Source organism: Rhizobium sp. N122, assembly GCF_002211295.1.
GTDB lineage: Bacteria > Pseudomonadota > Alphaproteobacteria > Rhizobiales > Rhizobiaceae > Rhizobium.
The window spans coordinates 185,840-209,622 of record NZ_LOKU01000045.1 but is presented as its reverse complement, the minus strand read 5'-3'; the positions used below and the strand labels follow the sequence as shown (position 1 = coordinate 209,622).

At 62.1% G+C, this 23,783-nt stretch carries 23 protein-coding genes and 1 tRNA gene; 7 read left to right on the top strand and 17 right to left on the bottom strand.

All coding sequences use genetic code 11. From position 1 onward, the window contains the following. Positions 1 to 682 precede the first annotated feature (682 nt). The 3 genes from ATY75_RS25800 to ATY75_RS25790 are packed head-to-tail and all read right to left on the bottom strand — an operon-like array spanning position 683 to position 2,815. Positions 683 to 1,081: a Fur family transcriptional regulator gene (locus ATY75_RS25800; protein WP_088939732.1), complete on the bottom strand. Its 399-nt coding sequence runs from the start codon at positions 1,079 to 1,081 to the stop codon at positions 683 to 685. Continuing rightward, positions 1,078 to 1,893, bottom strand: a complete 816-nt coding sequence (znuB, locus tag ATY75_RS25795; RefSeq protein ID WP_088939731.1) for a zinc ABC transporter permease subunit ZnuB — start codon at positions 1,891 to 1,893, stop codon at positions 1,078 to 1,080. The genes ATY75_RS25800 and znuB overlap by 4 nt, the downstream gene beginning before the upstream one ends. After that, positions 1,886 to 2,815 carry a metal ABC transporter ATP-binding protein gene (locus ATY75_RS25790; protein ID WP_088939730.1) on the bottom strand — a complete coding sequence of 310 codons (930 nt, stop codon included), beginning with the start codon at positions 2,813 to 2,815 and terminating at the stop codon, positions 1,886 to 1,888. Before ATY75_RS25790 ends, znuB begins: the two co-directional genes overlap by 8 nt. A 101-nt stretch (positions 2,816 to 2,916) precedes the next feature. On the opposite strand from ATY75_RS25790, the gene ATY75_RS25785 reads away from it, so the two are divergent. The 3 genes from ATY75_RS25785 to ATY75_RS34745 all read left to right on the top strand — a co-directional run bounded on the left by ATY75_RS25785 (position 2,917) and on the right by ATY75_RS34745 (position 5,434). Beyond that, positions 2,917 to 3,945 (top strand): zinc ABC transporter substrate-binding protein, encoded by a 1,029-nt coding sequence (locus tag ATY75_RS25785; protein ID WP_088939729.1) that lies wholly within the window; start codon positions 2,917 to 2,919, stop codon positions 3,943 to 3,945. A gap of 110 nt (positions 3,946 to 4,055) precedes the next feature. Then, complete coding sequence (zigA, locus tag ATY75_RS25780) at positions 4,056 to 5,261, top strand: zinc metallochaperone GTPase ZigA (RefSeq protein WP_088939728.1); 1,206 nt, start codon at positions 4,056 to 4,058, stop codon at positions 5,259 to 5,261. Continuing rightward, positions 5,258 to 5,434 (top strand): hypothetical protein, encoded by a 177-nt coding sequence (locus tag ATY75_RS34745; RefSeq protein ID WP_190241423.1) that lies wholly within the window; start codon positions 5,258 to 5,260, stop codon positions 5,432 to 5,434. Before zigA ends, ATY75_RS34745 begins: the two co-directional genes overlap by 4 nt. Before the next feature lie 195 nt (positions 5,435 to 5,629). Here the strand turns inward: ATY75_RS34745 and ATY75_RS25775 are convergent, their stop codons facing one another. Further along, a complete protein-coding gene (locus ATY75_RS25775; protein ID WP_088939727.1) occupies positions 5,630 to 5,956 on the bottom strand; it encodes an RcnB family protein in 327 nt (108 codons plus the stop codon). Positions 5,957 to 6,262: 306 nt separating this feature from the next. Here ATY75_RS25775 and ATY75_RS25765 point away from each other — a divergent pair, with 306 nt between their 5' ends. Next, on the top strand, positions 6,263 to 6,646 hold the full coding sequence (locus ATY75_RS25765; protein ID WP_088939805.1) for a VOC family protein: 384 nt from the start codon (positions 6,263 to 6,265) through the stop codon (positions 6,644 to 6,646). A gap of 181 nt (positions 6,647 to 6,827) precedes the next feature. After that, entirely contained in the window at positions 6,828 to 8,159 is a 1,332-nt protein-coding gene (locus tag ATY75_RS25760; RefSeq protein WP_088939725.1) for a hemolysin family protein, read from the top strand. Positions 8,160 to 8,198: 39 nt separating this feature from the next. Here the strand turns inward: ATY75_RS25760 and chrA are convergent, their stop codons facing one another. Both chrA and ATY75_RS25750 read right to left on the bottom strand, forming a co-directional pair. Then, a complete protein-coding gene (gene chrA, locus ATY75_RS25755; RefSeq protein ID WP_088939724.1) occupies positions 8,199 to 9,620 on the bottom strand; it encodes a chromate efflux transporter in 1,422 nt (473 codons plus the stop codon). Between the two features lies 1 nt (position 9,621). Next, a complete protein-coding gene (locus ATY75_RS25750) occupies positions 9,622 to 10,437 on the bottom strand; it encodes a sulfurtransferase/chromate resistance protein (RefSeq protein WP_088939723.1) in 816 nt (271 codons plus the stop codon). Between the two features lie 259 nt (positions 10,438 to 10,696). Here ATY75_RS25750 and ATY75_RS25745 point away from each other — a divergent pair, with 259 nt between their 5' ends. After that, the gene (locus ATY75_RS25745) at positions 10,697 to 11,011 is read left to right on the top strand and encodes a hypothetical protein (protein WP_064839359.1); all 315 of its coding nucleotides are present in this window, start codon (positions 10,697 to 10,699) and stop codon (positions 11,009 to 11,011) included. A 253-nt stretch (positions 11,012 to 11,264) separates the two neighbouring features. Here ATY75_RS25745 and ATY75_RS25740 read toward each other — a convergent pair whose 3' ends face one another. The 10 genes from ATY75_RS25740 to ATY75_RS25695 all read right to left on the bottom strand — a co-directional run bounded on the left by ATY75_RS25740 (position 11,265) and on the right by ATY75_RS25695 (position 20,818). Then, a complete protein-coding gene (locus ATY75_RS25740; RefSeq protein ID WP_064839360.1) occupies positions 11,265 to 11,567 on the bottom strand; it encodes a hypothetical protein in 303 nt (100 codons plus the stop codon). 48 nt (positions 11,568 to 11,615) lie between these two features. Next, the gene (locus ATY75_RS25735; protein ID WP_088939722.1) at positions 11,616 to 11,912 is read right to left on the bottom strand and encodes a hypothetical protein; all 297 of its coding nucleotides are present in this window, start codon (positions 11,910 to 11,912) and stop codon (positions 11,616 to 11,618) included. Between the two features lie 297 nt (positions 11,913 to 12,209). Then, complete coding sequence (locus tag ATY75_RS25730) at positions 12,210 to 13,022, bottom strand: alpha/beta hydrolase (protein ID WP_088939721.1); 813 nt, start codon at positions 13,020 to 13,022, stop codon at positions 12,210 to 12,212. Positions 13,023 to 13,378: 356 nt separating this feature from the next. Then, positions 13,379 to 13,454, bottom strand: a tRNA-Lys gene (locus ATY75_RS25725). A gap of 222 nt (positions 13,455 to 13,676) precedes the next feature. Next, entirely contained in the window at positions 13,677 to 14,588 is a 912-nt protein-coding gene (locus ATY75_RS25720) for a PhzF family phenazine biosynthesis protein (RefSeq protein WP_088939720.1), read from the bottom strand. Positions 14,589 to 14,717: 129 nt separating this feature from the next. Then, entirely contained in the window at positions 14,718 to 15,488 is a 771-nt protein-coding gene (locus ATY75_RS25715) for an NUDIX domain-containing protein (protein WP_088939719.1), read from the bottom strand. A gap of 8 nt (positions 15,489 to 15,496) precedes the next feature. Further along, entirely contained in the window at positions 15,497 to 16,606 is a 1,110-nt protein-coding gene (locus ATY75_RS25710; RefSeq protein ID WP_088939718.1) for an endonuclease/exonuclease/phosphatase family protein, read from the bottom strand. 528 nt (positions 16,607 to 17,134) lie between these two features. Next, on the bottom strand, positions 17,135 to 18,154 hold the full coding sequence (locus tag ATY75_RS25705; protein WP_088939717.1) for an ABC transporter ATP-binding protein: 1,020 nt from the start codon (positions 18,152 to 18,154) through the stop codon (positions 17,135 to 17,137). Beyond that, a complete protein-coding gene (locus tag ATY75_RS25700) occupies positions 18,142 to 19,836 on the bottom strand; it encodes an iron ABC transporter permease (protein WP_088939716.1) in 1,695 nt (564 codons plus the stop codon). Before ATY75_RS25700 ends, ATY75_RS25705 begins: the two co-directional genes overlap by 13 nt. Before the next feature lie 7 nt (positions 19,837 to 19,843). After that, positions 19,844 to 20,818 carry an ABC transporter substrate-binding protein gene (locus tag ATY75_RS25695; RefSeq protein ID WP_088939715.1) on the bottom strand — a complete coding sequence of 325 codons (975 nt, stop codon included), beginning with the start codon at positions 20,816 to 20,818 and terminating at the stop codon, positions 19,844 to 19,846. A gap of 298 nt (positions 20,819 to 21,116) precedes the next feature. On the opposite strand from ATY75_RS25695, the gene ATY75_RS25690 reads away from it, so the two are divergent. Next, positions 21,117 to 22,175, top strand: a complete 1,059-nt coding sequence (locus tag ATY75_RS25690; protein ID WP_088939714.1) for an aldo/keto reductase — start codon at positions 21,117 to 21,119, stop codon at positions 22,173 to 22,175. Between the two features lie 275 nt (positions 22,176 to 22,450). Here ATY75_RS25690 and ATY75_RS25685 read toward each other — a convergent pair whose 3' ends face one another. Next, positions 22,451 to 23,671, bottom strand: coding sequence for a PLP-dependent aminotransferase family protein (locus ATY75_RS25685; protein ID WP_088939713.1), 1,221 nt, complete (start codon positions 23,669 to 23,671; stop codon positions 22,451 to 22,453). Between the last annotated feature and the right edge of the window lie 112 nt (positions 23,672 to 23,783).

Below are 23,783 nucleotides of genomic sequence, written 5' to 3'. Positions count from 1 at the left end.
ATTACAGCAGCGTAAAAGGTGAGGCCGGTCTCCGGCCTCACCTTTCTCGGCTTCAGCGTCAATCAGCGGCCATTGCCATTCTGAAAAGGAGAAATGGCGACAAACCCGGTAGGCTTGGCTTCTCCCGGCAGATTATTCCCCCGACCATAGCCTGACGATGACCTATGTTTTGCCGCTCGATATGAGTCTGATCAGCCACCACATTCTGTGGAATGGTGTGCCTGGGCCCGGCTCGCAGGCGACTCTCGTGGTCGAGGCTATCGACCCTCCGCCACCCCACGCCCGAACTCGCCAAGGTCGGCACCTCGATCGGTTCGGAACCGCACCTTCGATGACGACACGCCCTTTGGTAAGCGTGAGGCAATTGTCTGGTCTACGGTATAAGGGCTATCTCCCCCCGCCAACAGAAGATCTGGCGGAAAACACCCACCCCACCCTCCTGTGCTCGTCACAGGAATCCAGCGCGCCCAAGGCCTTGGGCGCGAGACACTCTTAGAAAATTAAGGAAGTCATTCACCGCGCGGACGCGCGGTGGCTGGATTCCTGTGACATCCCTCGGGCGAAGCCCGAGGCCACAGGAATGAGGGTGGAGGGAGCGGCGCTCTCCGCCAACTTTCCCCCGTCACATTTCTCTTCTGCTGCCTGTCAGCGAGATGCGACCTGCTAAAGAACGCCGCACGCCCTACGCCGCACAGGCCTCGCACAAACCGCGGATCTCGATCGTCGTCTTCTCGGGCTTGAACTTCTGCCGTCGCACCCAGCCCATCAGCCGGTGGTCGACCTCGTGGTCGTGGAACTCCATCACCTGGCCGCAGCTTTCGCAGATGGCGAAGGCGACGATGCCGTGGCTGTGGCAGTCGTCGCCCGGATGGGCGCAGGCGACGAAGGAATTGATGCTCTCCAGCCGGTGGACGACACCGTATTCGAGCAACTTTTCCAGCGCCCGGTAGACCTGCAGCGGCGCGCGAAAACCGTGATCGCGCAGCTTGTCGAGGATGGTATAGGCGCTGAGCGGCCCTTCGGCCTTTTCGAGCACGTCGAAGACCAGCGACTGGTTCTTGGTGAGTTGCGGTGTCGTCATGAGCCTTGTCCTTGCATGACTGCGCGGTGCCGCCTGAGGGGAAGCAGGCTGAGCATGAAGAGGATCAGCGCCGCGACCACGATCGAGGGACCGGAGGGCGTGTCGTAGGTGAGCGAGCCGAACAGCCCGCCGACGACGGCAGCCGCCCCGATGACCGAGGCGAGCACCGCCATGATCTCCGGCGTCGCCGAAAAGCGCCGCGCCGCAGCCGCCGGAATGATCAGCAGCGAGGTGATCAGCATGATGCCGACGATCTTCATGGCGATGGCGATTACCACGGCCATCAGAAGCATGAAGAACAGCCGCGCCCGCTCCGGCTTTAGCCCCTCGGCCTCGGCAAGCTCGGCATTGACGGTTGCCGCCAGCAGCGGCCGCCAGAGCCAGGCCATCGCCACGAGCACGAAGAGCCCTCCACCCCAGATCAGCGCGATGTCGGTCGTTGAAACAGCAAGGATGTCGCCGAACAGGAAGGCGATAAGATCGATCCGCACCCAGCTCATGAAGGCGACCATGACGAGGCCGATCGCCAATGTGGCATGCGAGAGGATGCCGAGCAGCGCATCGGCCGACAGCGCCTGGCGCTTCTGCAGGAAGAGCAGCAACACCGATACGAGGGCTGCGACGGCAAAGACGGCCAGCGTCAGATTGATTTCGAAGAGCAGCGACAGCGCGACGCCGAGCAGCGCCGAATGGGCGATCGTATCGCCGAAATAGGCCATGCGCCGCCAGATGATGAAGCAGCCGAGCGGCCCTGTCGTCAGTGCCAGCCCGACGCCGGCGAGGATGGCGCGAACGAAGAAATCGTCAAGCATGGCGGCCCTCCCCACTGTGGGAATGAACGTGCGGGTGCTCATCTCCATGATGATCATCATGATCATGGGCGTGAGCGTGACCGTCACGCGCATGATGCCCGTCAAGCTTGTGGTCCCGATCGGGACCATGAGCGGCCTGGCAATGATCGGTGACCGTGCCGTCGGCATGCTGCACGCGACCATCCGGCAGATGGGTATGGTCATGATGATGGCTGTAGACGGCGAGCGTCTGCGCCGCGCGGCTACCGAACAGGCGCACATATTCCGGGCTGCGACTGACGGCTTCGGGCGTACCGCGGCAGCAGACATGGCCGTTGAGGCAGATGACCGTGTCGGTCTCCGCCATGACGACGTGCAGATCGTGCGAGATCAGCAGGATGCCGCAGCCGCTGGCATTGCGGATCGATTTGATCAGATCGTAGAGCGCGATCTCGCCGGAGAAATCGACACCCTGCACCGGCTCGTCGAGCACCAGCAGATCGGGTTTGCGGGCAATGGCGCGCGCCATCAGCGCCCGCTGGAACTCGCCCCCGGAGAGATGCTGCACCTCGGCATTCAGCATATGGTCGATGCCGGCGGCTTCGAGCGCGGCACGCATGTCACGTTCCGGCAGGGGCCCGGTCAGCGTCATCAGGCGGCGCACCGAAAGCGGCAGCGTCCAGTCGATCGCAAGCTTCTGCGGGACATAGCCGACCTTCAGGCCGGCCAGACGCTCCACCCTGCCCTCATTCGGCGTCAGCACACCGATCGCCGCCTTGGCGCTCGTCGATTTACCCGAGCCGTTCGGCCCGATCAGCGTTACGATCTCGCCGCGCGAGACAGAAAATTCGACGCCGCGCACAAGCCAGCGGCCGTTGCGCAGAACGCCGACATTCTCAAGCGAAACCAGCGGTTCGCCCTTCGTATTTGCGGGAGAGAGCATCAAATTTTCCGACAGCGCTGTTGCATCCTGCTATTGCACACGTTATAGCATAACGCAATTGATGTAATAACATAACATCTGCAATTCAAGCGGAGCATCCGATGATACGCGCCCTGGGCCCAGCCCTGAAGACCTTGGCCTTTAGAATTCCAGCCGCCCTCGCCCTCCCGGCGCTGGCCGTGCCCGCCCTGCTCTTTGCCGGCACCATGCGGGCGGCCGACGCGCCCGTGATCGTCACTTCGATCAAGCCGATCCATTCGCTGGTTGCAGCGATCATGCAGGGTGTAGGCGAACCGGAACTGATCGTCGATGGCGCCGCCTCCCCGCATACCTACAGCCTGAAGCCGTCGAATGCGCGCGCGCTGCAGGAAGCCAAGGTGATCTTCTGGACCGGCCCCGGTCTCGAGGCTTTCCTGGAAAAGCCGTTGCAGGCGCTCGGCTCGAAGGCCAGCATCGCCGAACTCGACAATGCCCCCGGCCTCGTCAAGCTGCCCTTCCGCGAAGGCGGCGCCTTCGAGCCGCATGAGGATGGCGATGAGCACCATGGCGCTTCGGCCGAAGGTGAAGACCACGATCATGCCGCCGATACCGGGCACGACCATGACCATGGCGCCTTCGACACGCATCTCTGGCTCGACCCGATGAATGCCAAGGCGATGGCCGCCATGATCACCACGACGCTGGTCGCCGCCGATCCCGCCAATGCGCTGACCTACCAGGCCAATGCCAAGGCGCTGGACGACGAACTGACGGCGCTTGACAAGGAGATCGCCGCCACTGTCGCTCCCGTCAAGAACAAGCCGTTCATCGTCTTCCACGACGCTTACCAGTATTTCGAGCACCGCTACGGCATCCGCGTCGCCGGCTCGATCACCGTCAGCCCGGAAACCATTCCCGGTGCGGAGCGCGTTTCGGAGATCCACCGCAAGGTCGGCGAACTCGGCGCCACCTGCGTCTTTGCCGAACCGCAATTCGAGCCGCGCCTCGTCAGTGTCGTCACCGAGGGCACGAGCGCCAGGTCCGGGGTGCTCGACCCCGAAGCGGCAACGCTGAAGGCCGGCCCCGATCTCTACTTCACCCTCATGCGCGGCATCGCCGAGAGCATGAAGGATTGCCTCTCCAGCGCATGATTGTCATGCGGCACCGCAGGGAGAGCTGAGGCGAAAAGAGGCGGATGACCCCGTTCCGCCTTTTTTCGGGTCAATTGATGTAATGATATAACATTAATAAGTGAGGTTTCATGGACAACAGACTTCCGGTCACGGTGCTCTCCGGCTTTCTCGGCGCCGGCAAGACGACGCTGCTCAATCACGTGCTCGCCAATCGCGAAGGCATGCGCGTTGCCGTCATCGTCAACGACATGAGCGAGGTGAATATCGACGCCGCGCTTGTGCGCGATGGCGGCGCCAATCTCTCTCGCACCGAGGAGCAACTGGTCGAGATGACCAACGGCTGCATCTGCTGCACGCTGCGCGACGACCTGTTGAAGGAAGTGCGCCAGCTCGCTGATCAGGGCCGCTTCGATTACCTGCTGATCGAATCCACAGGCATCGCCGAGCCCCTGCCGGTCGCCACCACCTTCGAATTCCGCGACGAGAACGGTCAGAGCCTTTCCGACATCGCGAGGCTGGATACGATGGTGACCGTCGTCGACGCCGCCAACCTGCTCGCCGATTATGCCTCCGCCGACTTCCTCGCCGACCGCGGCGAAACGGCAGGCGATGGCGATACCAGAACTATCGTCGACCTGCTGGTCGAGCAGATCGAATTCGCCGATGTCGTGGTGCTGAACAAGATCGGCAGGGCAAGCGAAGCGGAACGCGACGCCGCGCGGAAAATCATCACCGGCCTCAACCCGGATGCGCAGCTGATCGAGGCGGATTTCGGCAAGGTGGCGCTGAGAGAGGTACTCGGCACCGGCCGCTTCGACATCGACAAAGCCGAGACCCATCCGCTCTGGTACAAGGAACTGCACGGCTTCAAGGACCATATGCCGGAGACCGAGGAATACGGCATCCGCTCCTTCGTCTATCGCGAAAAGCGGCCCTTTCATCCGGCAAAATTGCAGGCCTTTCTCGACAGGACATGGCCCGGCGTGGTGCGCGCCAAAGGCTTCTTCTGGCTGGCGACGCGCCCGCATCATGTCGGCGAGATCAGCCAGTCGGGCGCGCTCGTGCGCACCGGCAAGATGGGTCTTTGGTGGGCGGCGGTGCCGCGCGAACAATGGCCGCTGGATCCAGGCTTCCTGAACGCCCTCGGCCCCTATCTCGACCCCGTCTGGGGCGACCGCCGCCAGGAAATCGTCTTCATCGGCGCCGATCCGATGGACGAGGCTTGGATCAGGCGAGAACTCGACGCCTGTCTTGTCGAAACCGAAGCCTTCACGCCCGACCGCTGGCGCAACCTGCCCGACCCTTTCGCCAGTTGGAACAGGCAGGCGGCATGAAGGCGACGGCAATCAAATTCTACCGCTGCATCTGCACGGAATGTGAACCGCTGCCGCCGATCGACGGGCTGCATCCGTTGACGCATGAAGGGAATGGCGAGGTTGATCGAACACCAAAGGGATTGCTTGGTATTATTGCCAAGAGGATAACGGCTGCACGGCGGCAGAATTAGGTGGGGCCGCTCCCAATCTCCCTCATCCCTGTGCTCGGGAGCCCGAGGACAGGGATGAGGGAGCATGGGGAGAGCAACGACGCTGGTCGAGACGGCGTTGCACCAGACGGTGTCTTCAGACAAGTCACCAGCGGAAGCTCTACACCCCTCCCAGAATCGGAAAGGGCGGCCAAAGCCGCCCTCCCGCAACCCCCATCAGCGACCCGCAATGATGCTGGAGATCACACCGCTGGTGACGCCGATCAGCAGGTAGTCGTTGTCGGCGCGGACCCAGCGATAGCCGCGCGGCGGCGGTGCCAGCCGGTAACGGCGGTAGTCGTTGACGTCGTGAAAGCGGCGACGCTCGCTGGCGTTGACGCGATAGCCCTTCTTCCAGTGCGGCCGCACGACCGTTTTCTCGACGATCACCTTCTTCTGCACGACGACAGGCGGACGGCGATAATCATCAGCGCTGGCCTGGGAGACAACCATCGGGGAGAGAAGGAAGGAAGCGGATAGGAGAGCTGCAAAAATCTTTTTCATGTCGGGTTCCTTATGTTTGGCGCAGGAGGAAACTAGGCCCGAAAAGATGAACTGAAACTGAAATTTAAATTAAACTTTCGTAATGGAATCCGAGGCCTGGGACACAGGGCTTATATTTCAGGTTAGACTTTTGCACCTTTCTAAACGGGGCTGTGAGCGGCAAGGCGCCCTGAAGATCAGATTCGATTTTCGGAAGGATTGGGCGCAGATTCCATTCATGGAGCATCCTTTGCGCGTCCGATCCAGCGCCCGGCGCTGTCGGATCATCGTGTGGGATCGCTCGATCTAACAATGATGGAGGAAATCATGCCCGGCATCAGCATGCGCTACATCGTCGACGACGTCGACGCTGCCCTGGAATTCTACACGAAACATCTTGGCTTCTCGGTCGCTCTTCATCCCGCGCCCAGCTTTGCCATCCTGACAAGAAATGGTTTTCGTCTGCTCGTCAGCGGCACGACCGGTCCGGGCGGCGCGTCCCAGGCAATGCCCGACGGGCGAAAACCTGAACCCGGCGGATGGAATCGCATCCAGATCGAAGTCGCCGACTTGGAGGCGGAAGTTGCCACGCTGCGCCAGGCGGGCGCTCGTTTTCGCAACGAGATCGTGCAGGGCATTGGCGGCAAGCAGATCCTGCTCGAGGACCCGGCCGGAAACCCGATCGAACTCTTCGAAGCGCCGAAGAGATAAACGCCAGGCGCATCAATCATGCGTGCGACTGCGCATTCTTGCGCGCAGCACCAAGAAACCGCGCATATCATCTGACGACAGCCGGCATCGGCATCACCGCTGGAAGAATGGCGACCCGCGCCTTGCTACCTGTGTGCGAGCGTGTAGTTTCGGGCGAGCAGCAATTCAGAGGTAGGGAAATATGTCCGAATCCGCGGGCGGCGTCTTCGACTATGTCGGGATACTAGCCGTGCTTCTTCTCGTCGCCGCCAACGGCTTCTTCGTCGCCGCCGAATTCGCATTGGTTTCGGTCAGGCGCAGCCGTGTTACCGAACTTGCCGCGGCAGGCCGCATGAACGCCTCCGCCCTCCAGCGCGCCGTCGACAATCTCGATGCCAACCTTGCCGCCACCCAGCTCGGCATCACCATCTCGTCGCTGGCGCTCGGCTGGGTCGGCGAGCCGGCGCTTGCCCACCTGATCGAGCCGCTGCTGTCCTGGCTGCCCGGGCAATGGGCGGCAACCGGCGCGCATACCGTCGCCATCGTCATTGCCTTCGTCATCATCACGGCACTCCACATCGTGCTCGGCGAGCTGGCGCCGAAAAGCCTGGCGCTTCAGCGCAGCGAAGCCACTTCGCTTGCCGTGGTCCGTCCGCTCGGGCTCTTCCTGGTGCTGTTCAAGCCGGCGATCTTTGTTCTGAACGGCATGGGCAATCTTGTGCTGCGGGGCGTCGGCCTTCGCGCCGGAACCGGGGAATCGTCGTTCCATTCACCGCAGGAACTCAAGCTGCTGGTCGCCGAAAGCCAGGAGGCCGGCCTTCTCAACCAGGTGCAGCAACAGCTCGTCGAGCGGGTGTTCAATATCGGCGACAGGCCGATCTCCGACATCATGACCCCGCGTCTCGATATCGAATGGTTCGACGCCGACGACAGCGAGGCCGAGATCCTGAAGACCATCCGCGAATGCAGTCACGAACAATTGCTGGTCGCCCGGGGCTCGATCGACGAACCGATCGGCATGGTGTTGAAGAAGGACCTTCTAGACCAGGTTCTCGACGGCGGCAAGGTCCGGCCGATGGAGGTGATCAAGCAGCCGCTGGTGCTGCATGAGGGCACCTCGGTCGTGCGCGTGCTCGACAGTTTCAAGGCCTCACCTGTGCGCCTCGCCATCGTCATCGACGAATATGGCAGCCTGGAAGGCATCGTCACCCAGACCGACCTGCTCGAAGCCATCGCCGGCGACCTGCCGGGATCCGACGAGGAGCCCGACATCGTCGTCCGCGAGGACGGGTCGCTGCTGATCGACGCAATGATGCCGGCCTTCGACGCCTTCGAACGGCTGGGGCTGCGTGATCGTCCGGATGCCGATTTTCATACGCTTGCGGGCTTCGCGCTGCACCAGCTTCAGCACATCCCTGAAGCCGGCGAAACCTTCGTTTTCGATAGTTGGCGCTTCGAAGTGCTCGATATGGACGGCATGCGCATCGACAAGATGCTGGCGACGCGCATCCCCGCGGAAGGGCCGGAAGGCTGATGCATGTCGCCCAGGATAACGACATGCATAAAATAAGCGTTAGCTGACGGCCAGCGTCCAGAGCATCCCCGATATCGCACAGGCAAGCAGCGTGGTGATGACCGACGTCTTGAACCGGAAGATCGCGATGGCGGCGGCGGCCGACAGCGCCATTGCCGCCGGCACGGCCGATTGCAGCACGGGAATATCGAGCCGCAAGCCGACAAGATGGACGGTCGCGACCTCGGCAAACAGCGTGTGCAGGCCAAACCAGATGGCAAGGTTGAGAATGACCCCGACAACCGCCGCGGTAATTGCCGACATCGCGCCGGCGAGCGCCACATTGCCGCGCAATTTTTCGATGAAGGGCGCGCCGAGAAAGATCCAGAGAAAACAGGGCACGAACGTCACCCAGGTCGTCAGGATCGCGGCAAGTGTGGCGGCCAGCATCGGATCGAGCGATCCGGGATTGCGATAGGCGCCCATGAAGCCGACGAACTGAAGCACCATGATCAGCGGCCCCGGCGTCGTCTCGGCCATCCCCAAACCATCGAGCATCTCGCCGGGTTTCAGCCAGCCGAAACGCTGCACGGCCTCCTGTGCGACATAGGCGAGCGCTGCATAGGCACCGCCGAAAGTGACGACCGCCATCTTGCTGAAGAACAGACCGATCTCGGTGAAAACGTCGTGTGCCCCGAAAGCCGCATAGAGGGCGGCGACGGGCACGAGCCAGAGCGCCAGCAGCATCGCCGATATGCGCAGCGACCAACCGAGATTGGGGCGCGCATGATCGGGTATGCCCTCCCCGAGCGCGGACTCGGCATCGGACAGCACCGCACCGCTTCCGGCCTTATGCCCGCCGCCGGTTTGAAAGGCGGCCAACCCGAGCCTGCCGCCGAGGAAGCCGGCGATGGCGGCTGCAAGCACGATCAGCGGGAACGGCACATGGAAGAAGAAGATGGCGACGAAAGCGGCCGCCGCGATCGCAAGCATGACCTTATTTCTGAGCGCGCGGCTACCGATGCGGATAACGGCCTGTACGACCACGGCAAGCACCGCCGCCTTCAACCCGAAAAACAGGCCGGCGACGATGCCGACGCTGCCATAGGCCGCGTAGATATAGCTGAGGCAGAGGATCGACAGGAATCCGGGCAGGACGAACAGCAGACCGGCAACCAGACCGCCCAGCGTGCGGTGCATCAGCCAGCCGATATAGACGGCGAGCTGCTGCGCCTCGGGTCCGGGGAGCAGCATGCAGTAGTTCAGCGCATGCAGAAAGCGGTGCTCGCCGATCCATCGCTTCTCATCGACGACGATCCGGTGCATGACGGCGATCTGGCCGGCTGGACCACCGAAGCTCAAGGCGGCGACGCGCAGCCACACTTTGAGGGCCTCGCCGAAGGAGACGCCGTGGTGATGCCCCTCGCCCGCATTTCTCTCCATCATTTTGCCCGCGGGGCCGTTGTCCATCATCTCGGCCATCTCATGCCCTCTTCTTCGGATTGGGCCAGTTGTGGGTTTCCTCGGTCGCGTCCCGGCACCAGCGGAAGAAGGCATCGTAGAGAAGCATTCCGGCCTCGAGTTGCTCCAGATCGTCGGAATACATGCGCGACAGGCCGAGTGATGCGGCAAGCAGCCCAGGCGCCTCGGGCGCGAGATCGAGCCTTGCGGTATCCGCCGCCCTGACGATCCGCGCCAGACGAAGGAGCGGCTCCGAAGCCAGGCCGAATTCCTCGACCATCACGTCGAAAGTACAGAACTCGCCGCGATGGCTCCAGAACACCCCTTCGATATCGAAGGGCGCCGCCCCGAAACGCTCGCCGACCGCTAAAACCTCGGGCGCCGGCACGAACAGGAAGACTGCGTTCGGATCGACGAAGCGCCGGATCAGCCAGGGACAGGCGATGCGGTCGATCTTCGGCCGCGCCCGCGTCACCCAGACGGTGCGTCCCTTCGCGTCGCGCCCCGGCAGCTTTTCCTCAGGCACCGCCGCTCCCCCGGCGATCCAGGCTTCGAAGCCGCCTTCGAGGCTCTCGGCAGCGATCCCGGCATGGCGCAGATAGGCCGCCACACCGTGGCTGAGTTTGCTGCCCTTTTGACAGACCACAACGACTGCATCGGCATCGACGCTGCCCACCCAGGACGCGACTTCGGCATGGTCGCGCCGGACCGAGCCCGGAACCAGGCGCGGATCGAGCCCGAAGTCCTCCTGAGCGCGGACATCGATAATGCAAGGCGCACCCGGGGTTCCGATGAGGCGGCTGAGTTTGTCGGCAGAAATTTCCAGAAATGACGGCATGACGCGTCCCTCCGTTGATCGGCAATAGTGGACGCGATTCTTCAGCATGGCGCCTCGTGGGGTGATCGCAACCCCATGGCAAAATCATGCGCAAACAGACCCCATCGTGTCAAGGCGGCGCTTGAAGGGAACAGAGACGCGCAGCCCATTCGGGTCGGTTGCAGCCCGAAAACCCCTGATATCAACCGCTTCCCGGCACCCTCACGGAACAAAATGCGCACTTCCGCATTCTTCCTTCACCGAAAGAGGAGAAAGTACCATGACGTACGACCCCAATAATGCCAACGATCCAAACCGCCCGCTGAACCCTAATCTGGATCTGCGCACCACGCCGAGCGCGCGCAGCAATAATACGTGGGTTGTCTGGGTCGCTGCATTGGCCGTGATCGCTGTCGCTGCATTCGCCTATTCGCAGTGGAGCACCCCCGGCACATCCCCGGATACGACAGCCTCCACGACTCAATCAGAACCGGCGCCGGCACCGGCCAAGCCGATCGCCCCGACCGACAACAGCGCAACGCCCGCACCGGCACCAGCACCGGCCACGCCGCCGGCTGCCCCTGCCCAGCAGTAAGCGCCACTCAGCGAAAGGAAGCCGGTCAGCACCGGCTTCCTTTTCTGCCGTGGGCTCTTGAACATCGTCAAATCGCGATTATATTAGAGACATTGAATTTGTCTCTGACGGCTGACCACGGAGGTACTGGCAGCCGTTATCGAGACAGATTGAGGAAGGGTCGGTGCGAGTTTCGCCCGGCCTTTTTTCTTGACCTGATCATCGATGAATCGAAGTCGGCGCTTCAGACCTGAGCGGCCGCGCTGATCGGCTGTTACTTCGGGATGCGATTATAGAAGGACTGGGGGTCGTATACACACTCGTAGTCGAGAAGGCAGATCTTGCCGTTGGCATCCCTGATCCTTGCCGTGTCGTACTTGTCGCCGAGATTGCACCTGGCCGGCGGATAGCGAAAGCTGCGGCCGCCAAAGCCCATGCGCACGAACACTGCTTTGTCTTTGCGGATGATCTGTGCAAGCGCCTCGCAACTATGATCCCTGGCGTTGACCTCCACCGCCTCGACGGCAAGGGCTGCGGAGGGAAACAGCAGCGCAGCCGCCAGAACAATGCTTTTCATGAAAACTCCTGAATGTGGGAGGACGTTGCGACCAAAGATCATCCCGCTCTATGGAAAATTATAGGGCGACGCGGGGTCGTAGACGCAGGCATAATCGAGAATGCACTGCTTGCCTTGAGCATCGCGGAAATTCGTGCTGGTGCGCTTGTCGCCCATGCTGCATTGAGCCGGCGGATAGCGGAAACTACGGCCGCCGAAGCCGACGCGGACAAAGACCTTTTTATTCTGACGGATGATCTGCGCAAGCTCGCCGCAGCTATACGCGCTGGCCTTGACCTCTTTCGCCCCAGCGGCAAAGGCCGGCAGCGGCAGAGACAAGGCGACAATTACAATGAAGCTTCTCATGGAACCCTCGGTTTGTGAGAGGGAGATAGGGCGTGGTGGTCGATGCGGCGAGCCTTGCTGACGATACGAACGACACCGCCCGTTTATCAAACAGTTTCCGCCGGGCCTGAATATCCGGCTCAACTGCAAAATGTATCGATCTTTCGCGAAATTTGGAGATGGCGACCACGCGGAGAGATCACGAGACAATGTCCCTTCTTGCGAGACCCGCTCACGGACAACGCTGTTTTGCCGCTTGCCGCTGGAATTTCGTCGCCTCTCAGCATGCTCCGGAAACCGCACCTGTCCGTGACGGGTTTAGGACGCGTTTTCTTTCAACGCTTCTACAAAACGGATCACGTCCCCGACCATGCTATCGTTCAAGATATCGTTGTGACCCACGCCATCATAAATCAACATGCGCTTGGGCTCAGGTGCGATGCGGTACAACGCCTGCCCCGACGAAAGCGGGATGCTGTCGTCAAGCCGGCCGTGAAGGAACAACTTCGGCTGATTTACTTTGCCTATCTTGAGGTCCGAGCGAAAGGGATCCTTGAGAAGAAGCTCGACCGGGAGGAACGGATAACACGTCTGCGCAACCGAGAGAACCGACAGGTACGGAGACACGAGAATGACGCCCGCGGCCGGCCGCTGCCCGGCCGTATTCACAGCGACGCCGGTGCCAAGTGACCGGCCCAGCACAACGATCTTGCTGCCGGCGCGTGCCGCAAGCCAGTCGAACGCCGCGAGACCGTCTGTCAGCAGCCCGTGCTGACTGGGCGAGCCGGTCGATCCGGGATAGCCGCGATAGGAAATCGCCAGCAATCCAATGCTCCGCGTGGCCAGCGCCCGTGCGAGAAACGCGTAATTGTCGACGCGGTCACCGTTTCCGAAAAACAGGAGCACGCAGGGCTTGTCGCTGCTGCCCTGGCTGTACAATCCTTGAAGCATCTCTCCGTCGGGCGTCTTGATGTGGACCGTTTCGCCCCAGCTCACGGGCTCCGGAACAGGCGTGGCGCCGGCTCCGGGATAAAGCAGGGCGCGCTGAGAAAGATAGACGAGACTGACAAGCGCCATGTAGGCGATGACCGCCATCAGCGGCAAGATCAACAAGTGCCTTGTAACGCTCACGAAGAATGTACCAGCCGGTTTGGCAATGTCAGAATTCTTTGCAGCAACCGCAGTTGCGGCGTGGTGTGCTCAGCCGAGCAGCGAATATATGCACAAAGCGTTGTCTTAGAGAAGACGGCACCTCCCGTGAACGTCCCGAACGAGATCCCGGGTCCCTGCCATTAAAGCCATGCCGGTCGGCTGATCGCCAGGACAGCGTCGCTCCGAACCGGTCCGAGGAACAGGCTGTCTCCGTCCATCCGTCGGCCATCGCGAGAAGTGCCAAGTATGCGTGGAAAAGAGCGCTTATGCGATGCCGCGCGAGGGGTTTTGATGCCCTCTTTACGCGACGCAGCCTGCACATCAAATTGAGAATTTGGTGGGTGATGTAGGGCTCGAACCTACGACCCGCTGATTAAGAGTCAGCTGCTCTACCAACTGAGCTAATCACCCGTCCGCGCTTGGCTGCGCGGTGTGACGGGGCGTATAAACAGGATCGGCAGGCTTGTCCAGCGCATCGGCGAAATTTCTTTGGTTAATAGCGAAGATTTTTCGGCATGGCTGAAATGCAGGGCATAAGCCGGCAAACCGCAATCGAGTTTCGGCAAGGATTAAGCGCAGATTCAAAGCGATAGAGGGCCACGCGTCTGTCGGACGCGCGGCGTTACGATGAAATCAGAGGTCGAGCGTGCCGCTCGCCAGCCGCACCGCCTGGCCGCCGATCCGGGCATTGGAGATCGCCCCGCCGTCGACATCGATATGCAGGTGGATGAAAGACGGCCGGCCCATCTCGACGCCCTGCTCGATCATGATCGGGTGATGCCCGTCCGTCAGCCGGTCGAAATAGTGGATCGCGCCGGAAAGTGCGGCCGCCGCCGAACCGGTGGCCGGATCTTCGACGATCCCCATGCCACTTGCAAACATGCGCGCATGGAACTTCGCCACGTGGTTGACCCCGCCGCGGCAATAGACATAGGCCGAGGCAAGCGCTCCCTCGACGAAGGGCACGATTTTTTCCCAGAGCTGCGGATCGAATTCCACCCGCTGCGCGGCTCCGACATCGTGCACCGGAATGAGCAGGAAGGGAACGCCGGCGCTCCAGACCGACGGCACGTGATTTTCGAAGCCGATCTCGGTCACCTTCAGCGACAGCGCGTCGGCCATGCCGAGCTTGTCGAGCGGCATGACGGCCGGCTGGGATTTTCGTGGCAGGTCGAATTCGGCAAAGCTCGCCTCGCCCTCCCGCAGCCGCACCGCGCAACGCACCGGCCCGACATTCTCCTCAAGCACCGTCACCAGATCGAGCGTCGACGCGCCGTGCGCCCGCTCGGCCAGCGCCACCGCCGTGCCGACCGTCGGATGGCCGGCAAACGGCAGCTCGCGCCCCGGCGTGAAGATCCTGAGCTTCGCCGCATAGGCGGGATTGCTCGAAGGCTGCACGAACACCGTCTCGGAGAGATTGATCTCCCGCGTGATCGCCTGCATCGCCTCGTCGCTGAGATCGTCTCCGTCGAAGATCACCGCCAGCGGGTTGCCCGCAAGCTTTCGATCGGTGAACACGTCATAGACGCTGTAGCTTCGCGCCACATCGGCCTCCTTGAATCGGTCATCGCGCCGCCAACCTGCCCGACCAAACGGCCGAGTGCAAGGCGCTAAGTCGGATGGAGACAAGGACCAAGCTGGAGTCTGCCCTTCGAGGCTCCCGCTTGTGGCCTCCTATGCGCCAGTCTTGCCGAAATACCAGCTAATCACCGGCAGCATGGAGATGTTATAAGGATGCGCCGAGGGGTCTGCCGAGCGGATCGCCACCGCACCAGCGATCTCCTTGTCCTCGGCGACCAGCATATGGGCCTCGATCCGCTTCACCATCTCATCCGCCGTCATGTCGAAGCGGAAAAGCCGCATGAGCGTTACCGTGCGTCTGGAATAGCTGGCGTAGAGCCGCTGACCTGCCACGGAATCGGAAAGGTCGAGGCCGGTCTCCTCATGGACTTCACGGCGCATATTGGCCTCGATGTCGCAGCGCCCGTCGACGATATCCTCCGGTTCCAGCGATCCGGCGGCGAAATAGACCTGGCCGGGATTGGCGGTATGGGCGCCCATGCGGATCGCCACCAGCGCGCCGTCTGAGCTTTCGAGCACCGGATAGGCAAAGATATGCAGGCCGCCCTGGCGCTGCGGCTGCCGGCGCCACCACATGAAAGCGGAAAAGGGCGTGACATAGCCCTCGCCCGCAATCCCGTCTTCGCCGAACGACAGCCGCTGCTGGAACACCAGGCGGCCGTCGAACAGCGCCGGGTTGGCGGCGGTTTCCTTTGCCCAATTGTCGCGGATCGCCGCTTCCTCGGCGAGGACGAAGGGATGACTGCCGGGCAGCACACGCAGATCGACGCCGGCGATCGGGAAAACCGTCGCTTCCGGCGGCCAGCCGGCGAAATCATCGGAGAAATCGCTGTTTGCAAAATTCATCTTCAAATTGGTTTTCATGTTCGCCTTCAGGGGAGATCCAGTGTCATGACGACGGGGCAGTGATCGGATGCTTTCGGCCGGTCCCAGCCAGTGCGTGGATACCGCTCCACCTCCTGGCCTGGCGGAAAAATAGTGCGATAGGGTTGGCCGCTACGGATGATTTCCGGTAGCCGGCCGGCATTATGGGCGGCGAGCTCCGGCGACAGCCAGAGATAGTCGAGCTGGCAGAGCCACTGCTCCTGCGGCCCGCGCGCATGATAGAGGGTCCAACGGTCAAGGGGCTGGCGGCGGCGCACGACATTTTCGGCAAAGCCGTCATGGCTGAAAACGTCGAGCGCGCTCTCGGCCTCATTGTGATGCTCGAAACGATAGCCGGTCCCGCGGCGGCCGATGACATCGACGCGCTCCTGGTAATCGTTCATGTCGCCGCAGATGGCGAAGCTTTTCTTGCCTGCGTGACCGGCGCGGAAGCGATCCTCGATGATGCGGCGCACGGCGCGCGCCTCGGCGCGGCGGATCGGCATCGTTGATTGCCGCCCGTCCAGCCCGTCGCGCGGATTGCCCATCGACTTGAAATGCACGACATAGAGTGAGAACGGCCGGCCGCCGATCAGCAAATCAAGTTCCAGGCAGTCACGCTTGAAGACCTTGTCGTCGATGCGGTTGGTCAGCGCCAAATCCTCGTCGAACAGATCGAGATCGCGATAGGTCGTCATCGCATGGCTTCTGATGTCCTTGACCTCGATCTTCTGGCCGTCGCGCGTTTCCTCGCGCATCAGCACCGCGACATCGATGCCGCGGCTGTCATTGCCCTCGACCAGATATTTCTGCCGGTAGCCGTTTCCGACCATGCGGAAGAGATAGCCGTATTCGAAAGCCTGAAGCGCGGCCATATTGTCGATTTCCTGCAGGCAGAGGATATCGGCATCCGCGTCGGCGATCGCCAGCGCCGTCATCTGACGGGTATCGTCGGTGGCCGCAATCACCCGCGCCTGCTCGAGCTGCTGATAGACGCCCTCGCTGTTCACCTCGAAAAGCTTGATGACCCGGTCCTGGCGCAGCTGGTTGCGGAAGCCGGTGAAATCGAACCGGGTCAGCAGGTTTTCGACGTTGAAGGTGGCGAGGCGAAGCGACATGGCGGGAGTCCGGTTGCGGAGCGTACCTTAACCGGCAATCGCCGCAGGGAAAGACGGCGGGCCAAGAAAAATGCGGACAAGCGCCGTCTGCGCCTAGATATGGCTGGGCGGGCTTGAAGTGGCGTTGTCGTGAGGTTGGCTGTGCCCGCCATCAGGACTGCTCGACGAGCTCCTATTGCTCGAACCGCGGTATAAGTCATTTGGGCTAAATGCCTTGGTTCGTTCGCCTCGCTCCAGAGACGGGCATCCCTGTAGAACGCTCGCTGCGCCCAACAACGCCGCCGAAAGCAAGAAAACGGATCGAATACGCTTTACTGGAATTGGCATACCAATATGTCCTTTCAACCAATCGATTATCGCGCGAGTTTTACTCTTCTCATGCGCTTCTATTAATTTAGCCCGTTGCAAGGGACCACGAAGCCGGAAGAACTATTCAACTTTATGGTGATTCGAAAGAAGAGAAGGGCAATTTTCAACTTCTACTATCGAGCTTCACTTGCTGTCGTAGACGCCGACTCTCTCTATCCATCAAAGCCGCCAGCCCGCGCGAATGACGACGCGCACCGCTTCACCGGGCACGACGGCCACGCGGCTGTAGGCGCGCAGCGTCTGGCCGTTGCCGAGCGTCAGCTTCACGGCGTAGCGCTCGCCCTCGAACAGCACGGATTCGACTGTTGCCGGAGCCCCCTCGCCGCCGATGATCACGTCTTCCGGCCGCACGAGAATATCGGCGCCATCGGTGTTGGCCGCCTGGAGCGCGTCCTGCAGTTCATCCCATTCCAGCTGGCGTTCGCCGCCCATCGCAGGCAGCCTCAGGATCGCGCCGCGCCCGATCAGACCGCCGACGATGCGGCCCTCCGGCCGGGCATAGATTTCGGCCGGCCGCGCCACCTGCAGCAGGCGGCCTTCAGACATGACGGCGACGTCGGTCGCGAGCGCCATCGCCTCGCTCTGGTCATGGGTGACGTAGATCATCGTCGCGCCCGAGCGCTGGTGGAACTCGCGGAAGGTTTCTTCCATCTCCTGTTTCAGGTGCCGGTCGAGATTGGCGAGCGGCTCGTCGAGCAGCACGACGTCGGGCGATGTCACCAGGCAGCGGGCGAGCGCCACGCGCTGGCGCTGGCCGCCGGAAAGGTCGGCCGGACGCCGCTCGGCGTAATCGGCAAGCCGGACGGTGGAGAGCGCCTCGCCGATCTTCGTCCGGTAAGCCTCGCCCGAAATGCCGCGTACCTTCAAGGGGTATCCGACGTTGTCGGCAACACTCATATGCGGCCAGAGTGCATAGGATTGGAACACCATCGCCATGTTGCGCTTCTCAGGCGGCAGCGCCTGGGCGGCATCGGCCAGCAGCCGCTCGCCGAGATGGATGGAGCCGTCGGAGGGCGTCTCGAAACCGGCAATCATCCTGAGAACCGTCGTCTTGCCGCAACCGGAAGGCCCGAGCAGCGCCAGGAAGCCGCCCTCGCGCACATCGAGCGAGAAATCGCTGACCGCCGCCCGTCCGGTGCCGAAATCCTTGGCCAGCCGGTTGATGATCAGTTGCGCCATGGGACCACTCCCTTCGGCAGGCGTTTCGCCAGGAGTTCCAAGAGCAGCATCATGACGACCACCATCAGGACGACGAGCACCGACAGCGCCGAGGCAAGGTCGGAGCTGCCGCTATCGTCGAGATTATAGATTGCGACACCGAGCGTCTGGGTGCCGGCCGACCAGAGGAGTGCGGAGATCGTCAGCTCGTTGCAGGCGATCAGGAAGACGAGGATGACGGAAGCGCCGGCGGCCGGCGCAATCAGCGGCACGATGATATCGCAAAGCCGGCGGAAGAAGCCGGCACCGGAAAGCCGTGCTGCCTCCTCCAGCGCCGGGTCGAGTTGGTGAAAGGCGCTGACGACGGGCTTCAGGCTGACGGCGAAGAAGGAGGAGAAATAGGCAATCAGGATGATCCAGATCGTCCCGTAGAGCGACACGTGCAGGAACGGGATGGGTGCGGCGAAGACCAGGATGAAGGCAACCGCCATGACGATGCCGGGAAGCGAATAGGGTATCTCGATCAGGCTCGCAATAATGCGGGAAGCCGCATCGTTCCGCCGCGTCAGCATATAGGCCGCAAGCACGGTCACCACCAGGAGACAAACAGCGGTGGCGCCCGCAAGCGAGATCGAGTTGACGAAGGCGATGCGCGTCACCGCCTGCCGGAAGAGGATCTCCTCGAAGGCATGCAGCGACATGGTCTTGAAGGTCAGCGGCACGCCATAGGCCGGAACCAGTGCGCCGGCGACGAGCGCGAAGAAGGGCGCGGCGAGCATGAAGAACAGGATTGCCAAGAGGACCGGCGTGAAGGCGAACCGCCAGGCGCCGAGCACGAAGGCGGCACTCGCCCCGGACAGACCGATGACGCGGTAATCGCGGCCGCGCAGCGCTCGCTCCTGGATCATCAAGCCCGCCACCGAAATCATCGCGATGATCGTCGACAGCACGGCGACATCGCCGAAGGTGCGGCTGGTGAAGGCGGAAAATTTGGTAAAGATCAGAGTCGGCAGGGTGAAAATCGAGGCCGGAATGCCGAGAATGGCGGGAATGCCGAAATTGCCGGTGCAGGAGACGAAGGAAATTGCGGCGCCTGCGATGATGCCGGGCAGCGACAGCGGCAGAATGATGTCACAGAACACCCTGAGGCTGGAGGCGCCGGAAAGGCGCGCCGCTTCGACGCCGTCTCGCGGCAGCGTCATCAGCCCGGCGCGAAGCGCCAGATAGACCAGCGGCGCGTGCTGGACGCCATAAAGCAGCGCGATGCCACCGATCGAATAGAGCGGCTGTGGCGTACCAAGCGGCGGAGCGATGGAGAGCGCCTTCAGCAGCGGGCTTGATGGCCCCGACATCTGCACCCAGGCAAGCGCCGTTACCTGCGGCGGGATCATCATCGGCAGCACGAAGAAGAAGCTGAGCGGGCCCTTGCCGCGAATATCGGTCAGCGTCAGCAGGAAGGCGAAGAGGCAGCCGATGACGAGCGAGATCATTGTGCCAAGAACCGATGTGACGATGGTGTAGTAGGTCGCCGACCAGAGCGACGGCGCGCTCAGCACATCGATCACGCCGCCATTGGCGAAGGCCGCGATACCGACCATGGCGAGGCGGGCGAGCGGCAGCACGCTGAGGATCAGGACGGTGATGACGACAAAGGGAAACAGCCAGGCGGGCTGGCTGTTTCCGGCTCTAACATATCCGTGCATGGAAGGATCAGTTCGAGCCGTAGATGCCCGAGAAGGTCTTCAGATCCTGATCGCTATTCTTGAGCGCATCTGCGGCATTGATCGGCAGGACCTTGATGGTGTCGCGCGCCGGGAAGCCTTCCGGAACCTTCATGCCGTTGCGGGCCGGAATATAGCCGAGCTTCAGGAAGCCCTCCTGCCCCTTTTCAGAGAGCACGTAATCGACGAACTTCTTGGCGGCCTCGGCATTCTTGCTGCTCGCCAGGATGCCGACCGGTTCGGTGACGGCCGAAACGCCTTCGCTCGGGAAGACGAACTCGACCGGAGCGCCCTTGGCCTTCTCGCGGATCGGCAGATAGTCGACGACCATGCCGTAAGCCGTTTCGCCCGAGGCAACCGACTTCAAGACGGCGCCGTTGCCGCCGGCGGCGATCGCACCGTTTTCGGCAAGAGACTTGTAGAAATCCCAGCCGAGGCCGGGAACGGCGGCAAGCGTCTGAGCGTGGATGAGGGCCGCGCCCGAAGCGAGCGGGCTCGGCATGGTGACGAGGCCCTTGGCTTCCGGCTTGGTCAGGTCCTTCCAGCTTGTCGGCTTCATCGCCGCCGACGTGTTGTACATGATGCCGGTGGTGATCAGCTTGGTCGAATAATAGTAGCCGTCGGCGTCATAAAGGGCGGCGTCGTACTGTGCGGCCTCCGGCGACTTGTAGGCCAGCAGCTTGCCGTCTTGCTTCAAGCGCTCCAGCGTCACCATGTCGGCGATCAGCAGGACGTCGGCGACCGGGTTGCCGGCCTGGATCTCGGCCTGCAGCTTGGCGACGATCTTCGGCGTGCCGTCGCGCACCCAGTCGACCTTGATATCGGGATTGGCGGCCATGAAGCCATCGACCGTCGCCTGCGCGTCTTCGTTCGGCTGGCTGGTATAGAGAACGAGGTTTGCGGCCGAAGCCGGGATGGCGAAGAGGCTCGCGGCGACAAGGGCGGCGGAAACGATCGTTTTCATCGGAAGAGTCCTCGGGATTGCGTCACCCCCTCCCTTATTAGGGGTCGTTGACAGAGATGTGACAGGGCGCCGCAACTGCCGAGGCCGCTCGCGACCTCGTGGCAAAGCCGGTCGATCGTGTCCGCATCTTGAGAAGCAGACCGTTTGATCATCCTCGCCTGGACGTGATCGAAAGCGTAAGCTCCAGCAGGCCGAGTGCTTCACGCAGGCGTGAACGTCCCGCCATTTGCCATCGGGCCACTTTGCGGTACGTCATTGACGTTTCGATCAGGCACATTTCGATGAAGGAGGAGTTTCAATGGAATATCGTTCGCTCGGCCGTTCCGGCCTAAAGATCTCCACATTGACCATGGGCACGATGACCTTCGGCGGCGTCGGATGGGCAAAGACCGTCGGGGACCTCGGCGTCTCCGAGGCGCGCAAGATGATGGATATCTGCATCGATGCCGGTATCAATCTCATCGACACCGCCAATGCCTATTCCAACGGCGAATGCGAAAATATCATCGGCGATGTGCTCTCCGGCAAGCGGCCACAAGGCGTGCTGCTCGCCACCAAGGCCCGTTTCGGCATGGGTGACGGTCCAAACGACCAGGGCCTGTCGCGCTATCACCTGATCCGGGAATGCGAAGCGAGCCTCAAACGCCTGAAGACCGACGTCATCGATCTCTATCAGGTGCATGAGTGGGACGGCCAGACGCCGCTCGAAGAGACGATGGAAGCCTTGGACACGCTGATCAAGCAGGGCAAGGTGCGTTACGTCGGCTGCTCGAACTATTCCGGCTGGCACATCATGAAGGCGCTCGGCATCGCCAACGAGCACCGCTACCAGCGCTTCGTCAGCCAGCAGATCCATTATACGCTGGAGGCCCGCGACGCCGAATACGAGTTGCTGCCGATCTCGATCGACCAAGGCCTCGGCGTGCTGGTCTGGAGCCCGCTTGCCGGCGGCCTGCTTTCCGGCAAACACCGCCGCAACCAGGCCGCGCCCGAAGGCACGCGCCAGTTCGCCGGCTGGACCGAACCGCCGATCCGCGACGAGAACCGCCTCTGGAACATCGTCGAGACGCTGGTGGCGATCGGGCAGGAACGCGGCGTCTCCGCCGCTCAAGTGGCGCTCGCCTGGCTGATCGGCCGCAAGGCGGTGACCTCGGTCATCATCGGCGGCCGCACCGAAGCCCAGTTCCGCGACAACATCGCCGCCGCCGATCTGAAGCTCACGGATGAAGAACGCAAGCGCCTCGACGCGGTCAGCCTGCCGCCGGTGATCTATCCCTACTGGCACCAGCTGAACACCGCGAGCGACAGGCTTGGTGAAGCCGATCTCGAACTGTTCGGCCCGCATCTAGAGCGATAGGTGACCCTGACGGCGCCGTAGCCAACCGCATCGACTGCGGCAAGAGCGAAACGACGATCTTCTGATTGGCGCTCTGGCTTGCTCCCTCTTCTCCCCAGCGGGGAGAAGGTGGCCCGAAGGGTCGGATGAGGGGGCCACACGGCACGCCTTTGCTTGCCTTCGCTTACGCACAGTGCACTCGCGGCTGTGCCGCTCACCCCCTCATCTGCCTACCGGCATCTTCTCCCCGCTGGGGAGAAGGGACTCGTGGCAACGTCTCGCCTAACCTACAACGATCAGCCGCTGATCTCGGCCGAGATCAGCGCGCCCAGCCGGCCAATGCCATCCTCGATCATCTTCTCGTTGGCGCAGGAGAAGCTGAGGCGGAAAGTGTTGGCGCCGGAGCCGTCGGCGAAGAAGGCCTTGCCGGGCACGAAGGCGACCTTGGCGGTTTCCAGCGATTTCGCCAGCAGCTTGGCGCCGTCCATGCCCTCCGGCAGCGTGATCCAGATGAACATGCCGCCTTCCGGCTTCGTCCAGCTGGTGCCTTTGGGCATGTATTTCTCAAGCGCCGCCAGCATGCAGTTACGGCGATGGCTGTAGGCGGCCTTGATCTTGGCGACCTGCGCATCGAAGCCGCGCTCGGCGACATCTGATATCGCCATCTGGTTGATCGTCGAGGAATGCAGGTCGGCCGCCTGCTTCATCAGCACCAGCTTGCGGATAACAGGCGCATTGGCGACGATGAAGCCGACGCGAAGGCCGGGCGCCAGCGTCTTGGAAAAGCTGCCGCAATAGATCGTGCGGGTCTCGTTGATGTGGCCCTTCTCGGCGATTTCCAGCGCCAGAATCGGCGGGATCGGATCGCCGTCGTAACGCAGCGACTGATAGGCCGCGTCCTCGATGACGGCGATGTCGAGCTCTTCGGCCAGCGCCAAAACCTTGCGGCGGCCATCGAGATCGACCGTTTCGCCGGTCGGATTGGAGAAGTCGGCGGAGAGATAGGCGAACTTCACCTTGCCGCCGGCTGCCGCTGCGGCCGCACGGTAGGACTCAGGCGTCCGGTTCCCGTTCGGCGTCAGCTGATCGTAGGCCGGTTCATAGGCATTGAAGGCCTGCAATGCGCCGAGATAGGTCGGCCAGGTCACCAGCGCCGTATCACTCGGCGACAGGAACAGCTTGCCGAGATAATCGAGGCCTTGCTGTGAGCCGGAGACGATAAAGACATTGTCGAGGTCGCAGGGGACGCCGAGATCGCCCATCTGCCGGACCAGCCATTCGCGCAGCGGCTTGTAGCCTTCACTGACCGAATATTGCAGCGCCGAATTGACGGCAGCGCCATCGAAGATATCGGCATAGGCCTGCTTGAACTCGCGATCAGGAAACAGCGCCGGATCCGGAATGCCGCCGGCGAAGGAGATGATGTCGGGCCGGTCGAGAAGCTTCAGGAGCTCGCGAATTTCGGATGCGCGCATGCGCGACGAGCGCGATGCAAACATGGTGTCCCAGTTCAGCATGGAGTTTCCTCGTATTTTCTTCTAGACAGCCGACAAACCACGCGGCGAAAATTATGTCAATAATACTGACCTATTTTCTTGTCACGGTGACATGTGGGAAATCTAAGGTTTT

Excerpts from the sequence above, each read along its gene's own strand:
- ATY75_RS25735 (WP_088939722.1), bottom strand. The coding sequence starts at position 11,912 with ATGAGAAGCTTCATTGTAATTGTCGCCTTGTCTCTGCCGCTGCCGGCC.
- ATY75_RS25760 (WP_088939725.1), top strand. The coding sequence starts at position 6,828 with ATGTCCGAATCCGCGGGCGGCGTCTTCGACTATGTCGGGATACTAGCC.
- ATY75_RS25775 (WP_088939727.1), bottom strand. The coding sequence starts at position 5,956 with ATGAAAAAGATTTTTGCAGCTCTCCTATCCGCTTCCTTCCTTCTCTCC.
- ATY75_RS25765 (WP_088939805.1), top strand. The coding sequence starts at position 6,263 with ATGCCCGGCATCAGCATGCGCTACATCGTCGACGACGTCGACGCTGCC.
- chrA (WP_088939724.1), bottom strand. The coding sequence starts at position 9,620 with ATGGCCGAGATGATGGACAACGGCCCCGCGGGCAAAATGATGGAGAGA.
- ATY75_RS25695 (WP_088939715.1), bottom strand. The coding sequence starts at position 20,818 with ATGAAAACGATCGTTTCCGCCGCCCTTGTCGCCGCGAGCCTCTTCGCC.
- ATY75_RS25790 (WP_088939730.1), bottom strand. The coding sequence starts at position 2,815 with ATGCTCTCTCCCGCAAATACGAAGGGCGAACCGCTGGTTTCGCTTGAG.
- ATY75_RS25690 (WP_088939714.1), top strand. The coding sequence starts at position 21,117 with ATGGAATATCGTTCGCTCGGCCGTTCCGGCCTAAAGATCTCCACATTG.
- ATY75_RS25740 (WP_064839360.1), bottom strand. The coding sequence starts at position 11,567 with ATGAAAAGCATTGTTCTGGCGGCTGCGCTGCTGTTTCCCTCCGCAGCC.
- ATY75_RS25705 (WP_088939717.1), bottom strand. The coding sequence starts at position 18,154 with ATGGCGCAACTGATCATCAACCGGCTGGCCAAGGATTTCGGCACCGGA.
- ATY75_RS34745 (WP_190241423.1), top strand. The coding sequence starts at position 5,258 with ATGAAGGCGACGGCAATCAAATTCTACCGCTGCATCTGCACGGAATGT.
- ATY75_RS25710 (WP_088939718.1), bottom strand. The coding sequence starts at position 16,606 with ATGTCGCTTCGCCTCGCCACCTTCAACGTCGAAAACCTGCTGACCCGG.
- ATY75_RS25715 (WP_088939719.1), bottom strand. The coding sequence starts at position 15,488 with ATGAAAACCAATTTGAAGATGAATTTTGCAAACAGCGATTTCTCCGAT.
- ATY75_RS25700 (WP_088939716.1), bottom strand. The coding sequence starts at position 19,836 with ATGCACGGATATGTTAGAGCCGGAAACAGCCAGCCCGCCTGGCTGTTT.
- ATY75_RS25785 (WP_088939729.1), top strand. The coding sequence starts at position 2,917 with ATGATACGCGCCCTGGGCCCAGCCCTGAAGACCTTGGCCTTTAGAATT.
- znuB (WP_088939731.1), bottom strand. The coding sequence starts at position 1,893 with ATGCTTGACGATTTCTTCGTTCGCGCCATCCTCGCCGGCGTCGGGCTG.
- ATY75_RS25745 (WP_064839359.1), top strand. The coding sequence starts at position 10,697 with ATGACGTACGACCCCAATAATGCCAACGATCCAAACCGCCCGCTGAAC.
- zigA (WP_088939728.1), top strand. The coding sequence starts at position 4,056 with ATGGACAACAGACTTCCGGTCACGGTGCTCTCCGGCTTTCTCGGCGCC.
- ATY75_RS25800 (WP_088939732.1), bottom strand. The coding sequence starts at position 1,081 with ATGACGACACCGCAACTCACCAAGAACCAGTCGCTGGTCTTCGACGTG.
- ATY75_RS25750 (WP_088939723.1), bottom strand. The coding sequence starts at position 10,437 with ATGCCGTCATTTCTGGAAATTTCTGCCGACAAACTCAGCCGCCTCATC.
- ATY75_RS25685 (WP_088939713.1), bottom strand. The coding sequence starts at position 23,671 with ATGCTGAACTGGGACACCATGTTTGCATCGCGCTCGTCGCGCATGCGC.